The organism is Asanoa ishikariensis, from assembly GCF_900107455.1.
GTDB classification, from domain to species: Bacteria; Actinomycetota; Actinomycetes; order Mycobacteriales; family Micromonosporaceae; genus Asanoa; species Asanoa ishikariensis.
The window spans coordinates 526,951-539,893 of record NZ_FNQB01000004.1 but is presented as its reverse complement, the minus strand read 5'-3'; the positions used below and the strand labels follow the sequence as shown (position 1 = coordinate 539,893).

At 72.5% G+C, this 12,943-nt stretch carries 9 protein-coding genes and 1 pseudogene; 8 read left to right on the top strand and 2 right to left on the bottom strand.

Annotated elements, in window-relative coordinates; translation table 11 throughout:
• Positions 1-7: 7 nt before the first annotated feature.
• The 8 genes and pseudogenes from BLV39_RS35100 (at position 8) to BLV39_RS35070 (ending at position 7,724) form a co-directional block, all read left to right on the top strand.
• Positions 8-1,375, top strand: coding sequence for an acetyl-CoA carboxylase biotin carboxylase subunit (locus tag BLV39_RS35100; RefSeq protein WP_090801862.1), 1,368 nt, complete (start codon positions 8-10; stop codon positions 1,373-1,375).
• Positions 1,372-1,629 carry an acyl carrier protein gene (locus BLV39_RS35095; RefSeq protein ID WP_090801860.1) on the top strand — a complete coding sequence of 86 codons (258 nt, stop codon included), beginning with the start codon at positions 1,372-1,374 and terminating at the stop codon, positions 1,627-1,629. The genes BLV39_RS35100 and BLV39_RS35095 overlap by 4 nt, the downstream gene beginning before the upstream one ends.
• Positions 1,630-1,669: 40 nt before the next feature.
• Positions 1,670-2,044, top strand: a pseudogene (locus BLV39_RS43790) (SRPBCC family protein); the annotation flags it as partial.
• Between the two features lie 75 nt (positions 2,045-2,119).
• The gene (locus BLV39_RS44510; RefSeq protein WP_373315250.1) at positions 2,120-2,581 is read left to right on the top strand and encodes a cupin domain-containing protein; all 462 of its coding nucleotides are present in this window, start codon (positions 2,120-2,122) and stop codon (positions 2,579-2,581) included.
• Entirely contained in the window at positions 2,578-3,840 is a 1,263-nt protein-coding gene (locus BLV39_RS35085; RefSeq protein WP_090801855.1) for a beta-ketoacyl-[acyl-carrier-protein] synthase family protein, read from the top strand. The genes BLV39_RS44510 and BLV39_RS35085 overlap by 4 nt, the downstream gene beginning before the upstream one ends.
• Positions 3,828-5,036 (top strand): beta-ketoacyl synthase N-terminal-like domain-containing protein, encoded by a 1,209-nt coding sequence (locus BLV39_RS35080; protein WP_143050020.1) that lies wholly within the window; start codon positions 3,828-3,830, stop codon positions 5,034-5,036. Before BLV39_RS35085 ends, BLV39_RS35080 begins: the two co-directional genes overlap by 13 nt.
• Complete coding sequence (locus tag BLV39_RS35075) at positions 5,026-7,407, top strand: FAD-dependent oxidoreductase (protein WP_090801850.1); 2,382 nt, start codon at positions 5,026-5,028, stop codon at positions 7,405-7,407. The genes BLV39_RS35080 and BLV39_RS35075 overlap by 11 nt, the downstream gene beginning before the upstream one ends.
• Positions 7,404-7,724 carry a TcmI family type II polyketide cyclase gene (locus BLV39_RS35070; RefSeq protein WP_090801847.1) on the top strand — a complete coding sequence of 107 codons (321 nt, stop codon included), beginning with the start codon at positions 7,404-7,406 and terminating at the stop codon, positions 7,722-7,724. Before BLV39_RS35075 ends, BLV39_RS35070 begins: the two co-directional genes overlap by 4 nt.
• Here the strand turns inward: BLV39_RS35070 and BLV39_RS35065 are convergent.
• Both BLV39_RS35065 and BLV39_RS35060 read right to left on the bottom strand, forming a co-directional pair.
• Positions 7,706-10,339, bottom strand: coding sequence for a DUF4062 domain-containing protein (locus BLV39_RS35065; protein ID WP_090801844.1), 2,634 nt, complete (start codon positions 10,337-10,339; stop codon positions 7,706-7,708). The two genes, BLV39_RS35070 and BLV39_RS35065, sit on opposite strands and share 19 nt — an antisense overlap.
• Positions 10,336-12,930, bottom strand: coding sequence for an ATP-binding protein (locus tag BLV39_RS35060; protein ID WP_090801841.1), 2,595 nt, complete (start codon positions 12,928-12,930; stop codon positions 10,336-10,338). The genes BLV39_RS35065 and BLV39_RS35060 overlap by 4 nt, the downstream gene beginning before the upstream one ends.
• Between the last annotated feature and the right edge of the window lie 13 nt (positions 12,931-12,943).

The window sequence follows — 12,943 nt, the reverse complement described above, 5'->3', positions numbered from 1 at the left end:
GGTCGCCGTGTTCGACACCGTGCTCATCGCCAACCGCGGCGAGATCGCCCTGCGCGTCGCCCGCACGTGCCGCGAGCTTGGCCTGCGGGTGGCCGCCGTCTACTCCACCGAGGACCGGGACAGCCCCGTCGTACGCTTCGCGGACCAGGCCGTGTGCATCGGCCCCGGTCCCGCCCGGCACAGCTACCTCTACCTGCCCGCGATCATGGAGGCGGCCCGGCAGACCGGCGCCGAGGCGGTCCACCCCGGCTACGGCTTCCTCTCCGAGCAGGCCGACTTCGCCGAGGCGTGCGAGGCCGAAGGGCTCATCTTCGTCGGCCCTCCCCCGGCCGTGATCGACCGGCTCGGCGACAAGTCCACGGCCCGTGCCGCGATGGCCGACGCCGGCCTGCCGCTGCTGCCGGGAACGATCGAACCGGTCAGCGACGCCGAGGCCGTCGCGAAGGTGGCCGCCGACATCGGCTATCCCGTCATCGTCAAGGCGGTCGCGGGCGGTGGTGGGCGGGGCATGCAGGTCGTCACCGAGCCCGACGACCTGCCGAGGCAGTACCGGGAGATCCGCAGCACCGCCCAGTCGCTGTTCGGCGACGACCGCGTCTACGTCGAGCGTTACCTGCCGGCCGCCCGGCACATCGAGGTGCAGGTGCTCTGCGACAGCCACGGCAACGGGCTGCACCTCGGCCAGCGTGACTGCTCCGTGCAGCGCCGCCGCCAGAAGATCATCGAGGAGGCCCCCGCCCCGGGCCTGCCGCGCGGGCTGGTCGAGCAGATGGGCCACGCCGCCGTGCGGGGCCTGCTCGCCGCCGGGTACGTCGGTGCCGGCACCGTCGAGTTCCTCGTCGACGACCAGCACCGGTTCTACTTCATGGAGGTCAACTGCCGGATCCAGGTCGAACACCCGGTGACGGAGCTGACCCACGGCGTCGACCTGGTCCGCGAGCAGCTACGGATCGCGGCGGGCGAGCCGCTCGACGTGTCGCAGGAGGAGCTCACGGCGCGCGGGTGGGCCATCGAGTGCCGCATCAACGCCGAGGACCCGGATCGCGACTTCATGCCGACGCCAGGGCGGCTGACCGAGCTGACGCTGCCGGGCGGCCCGTTCGTCCGCGTCGACACGGCCGCGGAGGCCGGCGGGCGCATCTCCGCCGCGTACGACCCGCTGCTCGCCAAGATCTGCGTCTGGGCCCCGGACCGGCCCCAGGCGATCGCCCGGATGCGGCGGGCGCTCGCGGAGCTCTCCGTCGAAGGCCCGGGGGTGCGGACCAACCGCGACTTCCTGCTGACCGCACTGAAGCACGAGCTGTTCGTCGCCGGAACCCACGACACGTCGCTCGTCGGCCGGCTCACCGATCCGCAGACACGGGAGGAATCATGAGGTTCACCATCGACGACCTGATGCAGCTGCTGGTCAGCAAGGTTGGGCTGCCCTCGGACATGCGCACGCAGGACCCGGGCAAGACCTTCGGCGACCTGGGGCTGGACTCGCTGGCGTTCCTCCAGCTCCAGTCCGAACTGCAGGAGCTCTACGGGTTCGAGCTGCCCGACGACCGCCCGATGGCGTTCACCGTCGGCGAGATGACCGCCGCCATCAACGAGCGGCTTTCGCGTGACGAGGAGCCGGCGGCATGAGCGAGCGAAGCGAGCGCAGTCAACTCAGCCGCCGGCGTTCATGCTCCGCCGACCGCAGGGAGGTGGCGGCATGAGCGCACCGACCATTGGACACGTCGACAACGAGATTCTGATCAACGCGCCGTTCGACGTCGTCTGGGACGCCACCAACGACGTCGAGAAATGGCCCGAGCTGTTCACCGAGTACGCGTCGGCGGAGATCATCGAACGCTCCGGCGACACGGTGCGGTTCCGGCTCGCCATGCACCCGGACGAGAACGGCAAGGTGTGGAGCTGGGTCTCCGAGCGCACCCCCGACAAGGCCACGCGCCGGGTCGTCGCCCGCCGGGTCGAGCCGGGTCCGTTCGAGTTCATGAACATCGAATGGCTGTACGAGGCCGAGGGCAAGGCCACCCGGATGCGCTGGATCCAGGACTTCCGGATGCGCCCCGACGCGCCGATCGACACGGCCGCGATGACCGACCGGATCAACGCAAACACCGCGATCCAGATGGACGTCATCCGCGACAAGGTCGAGCGCATCGCCCTGCACGGCATCGGCGGCCCGAGCAAGGCCCGGCCGGCGATCAAGACGGTGTCGATCGAGGACGTGCCGAGCAACCGGCGCCGCGGCGGCGACATCCGCACGATCCTCTCCCCCGCCACCGTCGGCTCGACGTCGGGCTTCATGGGGACACTGCGCCTGCAGCCGGCCGAGGTGGTGACCGAGCACTGGCACCCGTACTCGGAGGAGTTCCTGTTCTGCGTCGAGGGCGCGATCACCGTGCGGCTGGACGGCCGGGAGCTGCCGCTGAACGCCAACGAGGGCGTGCACATCCCGATCGGCGTCAAGCACCGGCTCATGAACAACGGCGCCGCGCCGGCGTTCCTGGTCTTCACCCTCGGCCCGCTGGCACCGCGCCCGGAGCTCGGGCACGTGGACACGGAGGCGCTGCCCGGGAGCGCGCCGTGAGCGGGAGGCGCACCGTGGTGACCGGCGTCGGGGTGGTCGCACCCGGCGGGGTCACCCGCGCCGCGTTCTGGGACCTGCTGACCGCCGGGCGCACGGCGACGCGGCGGATCTCGTTCTTCGACGCGGCCGACTTCCGCTCGCAGATCGCGGCCGAGTGCGACTTCGACCCGCGCGCGGCCGGGCTGACGCCGCAGGAGATCCACCGCAACGACCGGTTCGCCCAGTTCACCCTGGTCGCCGCCGACGAGGCCCTCAAGGAGAGCGGCCTTGACCTGCGTGCCACCGACCGGGACAACGTCGCGGTGAGCATCGGCAGCGCGGTGGGCGCCACGACCCGGCTCGAGGACGAGTACGTCAACGTCAGCGACCACGGGCGCAACTGGCACGTCGACGAGCGCTACGGCAGCCGGTTCCTCTACCAGGCGCTGGTGCCGAGCAGCGCGGCGACCGAGGTGGCCTGCCGGTACGGCGCGCACGGGCCGGCAGCGGTGATCTCCACCGGCTGCACGTCCGGCCTGGACGCGATCGGCCACGGCCACCAGCTCATCGAGGACGGCGAGGCCGACGTGGTCATCGCCGGCGCGGCCGACGCGCCGATCTCGCCCATCTCGATGGCGTGCTTCGACGCGATCCGGGCCACCTCGGCGCGCAACGACGACCCGGAGCACGCCTCCCGGCCGTTCGACGCCACCCGGGACGGGTTCGTCATGGGAGAGGGCGCGGCCGTGCTCATCCTCGAGGAGTTCGAGCACGCGCGCCGCCGTGGTGCGGAGATCTTCTGCGAGGTGGCCGGCTTCGCCAACCGCAGCAACGCGTTCCACATGACTGGGCTGCGGCCGGACGGGCTGGAGATGGCGGAGGCCATCACCGACGCGCTCGGCCAGGCCCGCCTGGACCCGACCGCGGTCAGCTACATCAACGCGCACGGCTCGGGCACGAAGCAGAACGACCGGCACGAGACGGCCGCGTTCAAGCGCAGCCTCGGGCAGCACGCGTACGACGTGCCGGTCAGCTCGATCAAGTCGATGGTCGGCCACTCGCTGGGCGCGATCGGCGCGATCGAGCTCGCCGCGTGCGTGCTGGCGATCCGCTACGGCGTGGTCCCGCCGACCGCGAACCTGGAGAACAAGGATCCCGAGTGCGACCTGGACTACGTGCCGAAGAACGCGCGCGAGCAGCGCGTCGAGGTCGCGCTGTCGGTGGGTAGCGGATTCGGCGGCTTCCAGTCCGCCGCTGTCTTGCGGAGGTGGTCGTCGTGAAGCGGGCCGTCATCACGGGAATCGGCGTCGTGGCGCCGAGCGGTCTGACCACCGAGGACCACTGGCGCTCCACATTGGCCGGTGAACAGCACGTGCGCGAGCTCGACGGCAGGTTGGTCGGCCAGGTGCCGGGCTTCGCCGCCGAGGGCTCCGTCGACCCACGGCTGATCATCCAGACCGACCGGTGGACCTGGATGTCGCTGGCGGCGACGCGGCAGGCGCTCGACGACGCCAAGTACGACCCGGCGGCGCACGACCCGTACGCCACCTCGGTCGTGCTGGCCAGCGGCTCCGGCGGCAACGAGTTCGGGCAGCGGGAGATCCAGGCGCTGTGGAGCAAGGGGCGCCGGGCCGTCACCGCGTACCAGTCGATCGCCTGGTTCTACGCCGCCAGCGTCGGGCAGACCTCGATCCTGCACGGGACCAAGGGTCCCAACCAGGTGCTGGTGTCCGAGGGCGCGGGCGGGCTGGACAGCCTCGGCGCCGCGCGCCGGGTGATCCGGCGCGGCACACCGGCCGTCATCGCCGGCGGCACCGAGGCGCCGCTGTCCCCGTACGCGCTGGTCTGCCAAAGCACGAGCGAACGGCTGTCGGCGACCGGCTACCGGCCGTTCGACGCCGACGCGGACGGCCACGTGCCCGGTGAGGGCGGCGCGGTGCTGATCGTCGAGGACGCCGCGGCGGCAGCGGAACGTGGCGCGCAGCAGATCTACGGCGAGCTCGCCGGGTACGCCGCGACCCACGACGCACACCACCCGGAGCGGCCCGCGCCCGACTGCGCGCAGCTCGTCCGGGCCATGCGCAAGGCGCTCGCCGACGCCGACGTCTCGCCGGACGACGTCGGGTTCGTGTTCGCCGACGGTGCCGCCACACCCGCGCTCGACGCCCTGGAAGCGCAGGCGATCCGCGAGGTGTTCGGCCGGCCGGTGCCGGTCACCGCGCCACAGGGTCACATCGGGCGGCTCTGCTCGGGCGGCGGCGCGCTGACCGTGGCGACCGCGCTGCTGGCGCTGCGCGACGGGATCGTGCCGGCGGTCGGCAACCTCGCCCGCCCGGGTCACGACCTCGACCTGGTGCGCGAGCCGCGCCAGCTCGCCGCCGACGTGGTGCTCGTCAACGCCCGCGGCTTCGGCGGTTTCAACAGCTCCATCGTGCTCAAGCGCTATCGGGAGGAAGGTCTGCGCGATGCCGGATGAGGGTCCAGTTCGGACGATCCTGAGGATGCGGGCCAGAGAGGGCTGCGTCGAGGCCTTCGAGGCCGCCTGGCGGGTCGCCGCCGAGGAGATCAGCCGGACGCAGGGCAGTCTGCGTCAGGAGCTGATCCGGGACGCCGACGATCCGCAGACGTTCCTGATCGTCAGCGACTGGCGTGACCAGGAGGCGCTCGACGCGTTCGGGCCGAGCGCCGCGCGCGAGCAGCTCACCGCCGCGCTGCGGGACCTGCGCGAGTCGGGCGAGAAGAACACGTACGAGGTGCTGTCGACCGTGGTCGGCCGGGGTCCGGGGATCCGGGTGCGGGTCACCGTCACCGTGCCGCAGGGCGAGGAGGCCGCGTACGAGAAGGCCTACCGCAAGGTCGCCGAACGGATGCGCGGCACGCCCGGGCACGTCCGTGAGGAGCTGCTGCGCGAGCCCGGCACCGGGACGTACCACATCTTCGCCGAGTGGCTCGACGAAGCGTCCTTCGAGGCGTGGACCGACGACCAGTCGCACCTGGATCAGACCGCTCCGCTGATCCAGTACATCTGCGAGAACTTCGAGCGGGCCACGTACCACATCGTGGCTCGGCCGCAGGAGAGCCCGCAGCCCGGTGGTGGCGTCGTCCAGGCGGCACCGCGGCCGCAGCCGGTCGCCCGGGTCGAGCCCGTCGCGGCGAAGCCGGCCGCACCCAGCGCAGAGAGGTCTACGGTGGACAGTTCAACCGACGTGCTCGTCGTGGGTGCGGGCCCGGCCGGCCTGACCGCGGCGATCGAGCTGGCCCGGCGCGGCGTGCCGTGCCGGCTCGTCGAGAAACGGCCCGACGCGGCCGGCACCGCCGACAAGGCGATCGGCGTGCAGTGCCGCACGATGGAGATCTGGGAGAACCTCGGCATCGTCCGGGAGGCGATGGACGCGGGCATCTGGCTGCACGGCCAGACCGTGTTCGTCAACGGCCGGCAGACGCACCAGGTCGACTGGGACCTGCCCGACCTGCCGTACGCGCACGTCGGCCTGCCGCAGTACGAGACCGAGAACATCCTGACCAAGTGCCTGGCCGGCCACGGAGTCCGGGTCGAGCGGGGCACCGAGCTCAAGGAGTTCACCCAGGACGCCGACGGGGTGACCGCCTATCTCGTCGGGGCCGACGGCCGCGCGGAGACCGTGCGGGCGCAGTATCTGGTCGGCGCCGACGGCGCACACAGCACCGTGCGGCAGAAGCTGGGCCTGACCTTCGAGGGCGGCATGGGCATGTTCCCCCAGCTCTTCATGCTGGGCGACGTCGACCTGGACTGGTCGATGCCGGAGGGCCACCTGTTGCGCTTCATCCACGTCGAGGACGACGAGATGAAGGGCATGCTGGTCTGCGTGCCGCTCAAGGGCCGCAACCGCTACCGGGTGGCCACCCTGGCCCCGCCGCGCCTGCAGGCCGAGATCGGCTCGAACCCCATCCCGCCGGGCTTCCAGGCGGAGTACGACCCGCCGTCGCTGGCGGACATCCAGGTCGTCCTGGACGAGCTCGCCCCGGAGCCCACGACCGCGAGCAACCTGCGCTGGTCGTCGATCTTCCGGATCAAGCACGGCATCGTCGACCGCTACCGTCAAGGCCGGGCCTTCGTCGTCGGCGACGCCGCGCACCTGCACCCGCCGGCCGGCGGCCAGGGCATGAACACCGGCATCCAGGACGCCTGGAACCTCGGGTGGAAGCTGGCCCTGGCGTGTGGCGGCGACGCCGCGCCCGCGCTGCTGGACAGCTACGAGGCCGAGCGCCGGCCCGCCGGCAAGGCGATCGTCGATCGCGCGGTGAAGATCGCGTTCACCGACGAGATGGACATGGACGACGAGCGGGAGCAGTTCCTGCTCGAGATGCAGATGACGCTGAGCTACGCCGGCAGCCCGCTGGTCGGCGCACACGGCGACGCGTTCGACGGCGGTCCGCAGCCAGGTGACCGGGCGCCCGACGCGCACGACCTGCGGCGCTTCGGGGTCGGTCACCCGACGCGGCTGTTCGAGCTGACCCGCGGCACCGCGCACACTCTGCTGGTGCACGCGGACGGCGCGACGCCGCAGGACGAGTACGCCGGCTTCGACAAGCTGGCCGAGAAGGTCCGCGGGTTCGTCAACATCTACGTCCTGGCCAGCCCGGACGCCGACGTGCCGGCCGGCCTGGACGTGCCGGTGCTGCGGGACGCGTCGGGCACCTTCCGCGCCGCGTACGGCCTGCGCGGCACCGGCGCCTACCTGATCCGCCCCGACGGCCACGTCGGGTTCCGCACCTCGCCGGTCGCGGCCGAGGCGCTCGACGCACACCTGGCAGGGATCTTCGCACTAGGTGGCACCGACTCATTCCATCAGGGAGGAAACGCATGAACCGCACCGTGATCGTTGCCAAGATCCAGCCCGACTCCCAGCAGTCGGTGGCCCAGATCTTCGCGGCGTCCGACGCCACCTCACTCCCGCACGACCTGGGGGTGAGGGCCCGCTCGCTCTACTCGCTCAACGACCTCTACCTGCACGTCATCGAGTTCGCCGAGGACCCGACCGAGGCGCTGCGCAAGGGCCCCGGCATGGCCGGGTTCAAGCAGATCAGCGACGACCTGCGGGCCTACATCAAGCCGTACGACCCGCAGACCTGGAAGTCACCGCAGGACGCGGTGGCCCGGGAGTTCTACCACTGGCGCGGCTGAGGTTCGTCGACCTGGGCGGGCGTCCCTTCGGGGGCGCCCGCTTCGTCGTCCCGCGCCGCCTCCTCGACCGCGCCCGCGAGCCCGAGCCGTTCGCCCTCACGCCGGCTCCGCTCGTACCGCTCGTCGCCCAGGCGCACCCGGAGCTCCGCGAGGTCGGCGCCGGCGGTCGGCCACGGCGGCACGTACGCCCGCATCCACAGCTTGCCCGACGGCGTCCGGAACGTGGCGGCCGCGGCGGCCAGCCGCACGGACCGGACCAACCGGCCTCGGGCGGCGGCCACGTCTGACAGCGCGACGAGAATCCACCCGGCGCAGGCCAGGTCGCCGCTCTTCGAGGCGGACCGCAGGCCCGCCACGAGGTTGGCGTGAGCGCCGGCCAGGTCGCCCGTCGCGACCCGCACCACCGCGGCCGAGTAGTGGGCGACGACCAGCCCGAGCTCGTCGTCGACCTCCGCCGCGACCCGTTTGGCCTCGTCGAGATGCCGCACGGCACCCGCCGCGTCGCCCGACCGGAAGGCGATCATGCCGAGCCGGCAGTGGAAGAGACTGACCAGCCAGAGCCGGTTGCCGCGCACCGCGAGCTCATACGCCTGGCCCAGCAGTTCGCGCCCGCGGTCGATGTCGCCGGCGCGGGCCGCGTAGGTGCCGAGCGGGCCGAGCGCGTGGGCCTCGGCGACGTCGTCACCCGCCGCCCGGGCCAGCTCCCGCGCCTGTTCGAAGGTGGTGCGGGCCTCGTCGTCCTGGCCGGAGACGTAGGCCATGGCGGCGGCGACGACCAGCGCGCGGCCGCGCACAGCCGGCGGCAGCACGTCCGGGTCCGCCAGGACACGTCGCAGGTAGCGCACGCCTTCGTCGATGTGGCCGCGCCGCCACCAGAACAGCCAGAGGCCCCAGCACACCTCGACCGCCTCGACCGGCCGGCCGGTGTCAAGGAGCCGGTCCAGCGCGGCGTCGAGGTTGCGGTGGTCGCGCTCGATCCGACTCAGCCACTCCGGCGAGTCGGCGGTGTTGAGATGAGGCTCGGCGCGCAGAGCCAGGTCGCGGAAGTACGCCGCGTGCCGGTCGTGCGTCACGTCCCATTCGCCGACCTCGGCGAGCCGCTCCCGGGCGAAGTCACGCACGCTCTCGGCCAGCCGGAAGCGGTCGTCGCCGTCCGGCTCGACCAATGCGGCGTCCACAAGGGATTCCAGGGCACCGAAAGTGTCCATCGGTTCCTCGTCGCAGACGCACACCGCCTCGATCGCGGCGAGGTCGAACCCACCGGCGAACACCCCGGTCCGGGCCAACAGCCGCTGCGCGTCGTGCGGCAGCAGCCGGTGGCTCCAGGCCAGCGTGTCCCGCACGGTCCGTTGCCGCTCCGGCAGGTCACGCCGGCCGCTGGTCAACAGGCTGAGCTGGTCGTCGAGGAGGGCGGCGATGGCCGCGGGCGGCAGCAGCGGGACCCGCGCGGCCGCCAGCTCGATGGCCAACGGTATGCCGCCGAGCCGGCGGGTGATCTCCAGCACCGCGGCGGCGTTGTCGTCGGTCAGGGCGAACCGCCGGTCGGCCGCCCGGGCGCGGTCCACGAAGAGCCGGACGGCGCTGAACCGCTGGGTGATCATGGCCAGGTCGTGGCGGGCGGAGTCCGGCGCGGAACGCAGCGGGGGCACCCGGAACACCCGTTCGACACTCAGCCGCAGCGGGACCCGGCTGGTCACCACCACGGACACGCCCGGCGCCGCGCGCAACAGCGTCGTGAGGCGTGGCGCCAGGTCGACGATCTGCTCGAAGTTGTCGACGACCAGCAAGAGCCGCTTGGAGCGCAGGAACGACACGACGTCGGCGAACGCGGCCACACCGCCGGAGGTACGCAGTCGCAGGGCTCGGGCGAACGCCTCACCGGCCGCGTCGCCACCGGTGACCGCGGACAGATCGACGTAGCGGACGCCGTCGGGATATCCCGCCGCGACGCGTGCGGCGAGGGCGCCGGCCAACCTCGTCTTCCCGACGCCGCCCGGACCGGCCAGGGTCAGCAACGGCACACGCTCGTCGGTCAGCAGGGCGGCCAGCACGTCGAGCTCGTGCTCCCGACCCACCAACGGGGTGCGGGCCACCGGAATCCCGTCGCCGGCACCGGTGTCCGAGTCCCGCGGCGTCCGGCGGGCCTGGTCGAAGTGCAGGGAGAGCAACGCGGCGAGATCCCGTTCGACATGACCGCGCAGCTCGTCCGGTGAGCGGAACGAGCGGTAGGAGACGGCGGCGTCCCGGTCCATCCGCGCCAGCAGGTCCGCCAGGCGCGCGTCGCGGCCCGGTGCCGGTTCCTTCACGTAGATCAGCCGGGGCAGGTCGCGCGCCAGGCCGTACTCCTCCGCCAGGCCGGAGATCGTCGAGTCGGGGCCGATCCAGCCGTAGCTCTCGTCGTAGACGCCGACGAAGACCTGGCTCTGGGCGAGGTAGGACCGGTAGACGTCGCTGGGTGCGTGGGGGCGGGCGCCGGACTCGAACATGACCGGCACCAGGTGGAGCCCGACCACGGCATCGCTGACCGCCTGCCGCTCGGCCGCGAGCTCCGTGAGTGTCGAGCTGACGAACACGCGCACCCGCTGGTCCGGAGTCAGGATCAGGTCGGACGTCACTCCTGGGCCGCCTCGTCGATGGCGCCGCGCAGCCCGAGTCGCTCGCCCTCACGCCAGGCGCGGTCGAAGCGGTCGTCGCCGAGCCCGGCCCGCATCGTCGCGAGGTCCGGACCGGCGACAGGCCAGGGTGGCACGTACGCCCGCATCCACAGCTTGCTCGACGGTGTCTGGAAACTCCCCGCGGCGGCGGCCAGCCGTACGGCCCGGACCAGCCGGCCGTCCGCGCCCGCCAGGTCCGCGAACGCCGCGAGGAACAGCCCCACACTGGCCTGGTCGCCGCTGCGCGCGGCCAACCGCAGGCCGGCCAGGAGGCTGTCGTGGGCGCCCGCACCGTCGCCGTCCGCCGACCGCACGGCGGCGGACGTGTAGCGGGCGACCACCATGCCGAGCTCGTCCCCGCCCTGCGCGGAGACCCGCACCGCGTCATCGAGGTGGCGACCGGCGGCCGCCCGGTCGCCCTGCCGGAACGCGATCATCCCGATCCGGCTGTGGAAGAGGCTGATCAGCCATTGCTCGTCACCGCTGAGCGCCAGTTCGTACGCCTCACGGAGCAGCCGGCCGGCCCGCTCGTGGTCACCGTCACGGCTCGCGAAGGAGCCGAGCGGGCCAAGCGCGCGGGCCTCGGTGACGGGATCGTCGGCCACCCGGGCCAGCTCGCGCGCCCGCTCGAAGTCGATGCGCGCCTGGGCGTCCTGGCCCGACACGAGCGCCATCGCACCTGAGGCCACCAGCGCCCGGCCGTGCAGCTTCGGCGAGAGCTGGTCGGCACCGTCGAGGATCCGGCTGACGACACGCGCGGCCTCGTCGACGTACCCGCGCTGCCACCACAGCGGCCAGATCGCCCAGCCGATCCGAAGCGCGTCGGCGGGCCGGCCGGAGTCCAGGAACCACTCGGTCGCCGCGCCGAGGTTGGCGTGCTCCCGGTCGAGCCGGTCCAGCCAGACGGGTGAGTCGACGGTGTTCAGGTACGGCGCCGCGCGCAGGGCGGCATCCAGGAAGTGGGCCGCGTGCCGGTCGCGTGCCGCGGTCACGTCGTCGTCGGCCCCGAGCCGCTCCAGCGCGTACAAACGGACGCTGTCGACCATCCGGAAGCGGTCATGGTCGTCCGGCTCGACGAGTGCGGCGTCCACAAGTGACTCCAGTGCCGCGAAGACGTCGAACGACTCGTCCGCGCACACCGCCTCGATCGCCGCGAGGTCGAACCCGCCTGTGAACACCCCGGTCCGGGCGAACAGCTTCTGTGCGTCCGGCGGCAGCAGCCGGTAGCTCCAGGCCAACGTGTCGCGCACCGTCCGCTGCCGGGCCGGCAGGTCGCGCTGGCCGCCGGTCAGCAGGCTGAGCTGGTCGTCCAGCAGCGCGGCGATCGCCATGGGCGGCAGCAGAGGGACCCGGGCCGCGGCCAGCTCGATGGCCAACGGGACGCCGCCGAGCCGACGGGTGATCTCCAGCACCGCTTCGACGTTGTCGTCCGTCAACGCGAACCGCCGGTCGGCGGCGCGGGCGCGGTCGACGAAGAGGCGCACGGCGCTGAACCGCTGGGTGAGCGTGGCCACGTCGAAGCGGGTCGACTTGGGCGCCGAGCGCAACGGCGGCACGCGGTACACCCGCTCGTCGGACAGCCGCAGCGGAGCCCTGCTGGTCACCACCGCGGTCACGCCGGGCGCCGCGCGCAGCAGCGCGGCCAGCCCCGGCGCGGCACCTGCGACGTGTTCGAAGTTGTCGACGACGAGCAGCATCCGCTTGGAGCGCAGGAACGACTCGACGTCGTCGAACGAACCCACGCCGTCGGAGGTACGCAGCCGCAGCGCGCGGGCGAACACGTCGCCGACGTTGTCGACGCTGCCGGCGGTCGCGAGGTCGACGAACCGCACGCCGTCGGGATAGCCGGACGCGACGCGCTCGGCCAGCGCCGTCGCCAGTCGCGTCTTGCCCACCCCACCCGGACCGGCCAGCGTCAGCAACTGCACGCGGTCCTGGGTCAGCCGGGAGCTCAGCAGGTCGAGCTCGTGCTCGCGTCCCACCAAAGGGGTGCGGGCCAACGGGACATGCAGGACCTCCCCCGGTTCGCCGGCCCGCGCCTGCCGGGTCTGGTGGAACCGCTGCGAGAGCAGCGCCGCGAGGTCGCGCTCGACGAGGCCCCGCAGCTCGTCGGGTGACCGGAACCGGCGGCGGACGACGTTGATGTCGGCCTCGACGTCCGCCAGCAGGTCGGCCAGTCGCGGGTCCCGCGCCGGCGCCGGTTCCTTCACGTAGACCAGCCGGGGCAATCCCCGCGCCAGGCGGTACTCGTCCGCCAGCCCGGAGATCGCCGAGTCGGGCCCGACCCAGCCGTAGCTCTCGTCGTAGATGCCGACGAAGATCTGGCTCTGCGCGAGATACGAGCGGTAGACGTCACGCGGGGCGTGCGGGCGGGCGCCTGCCTCGAACATCACCGTCAACAGGTGCAGCCGCTCCACGGCCTCCCGGACCGCCTCCCGCTCGGCCGCCAGCTCCGTGAGCGTCGAGCTGACGAACACCCGGACCCGCTGGTCCGGTGTCAGGATGACCCGGTCGGACGTGCCCCCGGTCACATCAGCCCGAACGTCTGTCATTAGGCCATTTATA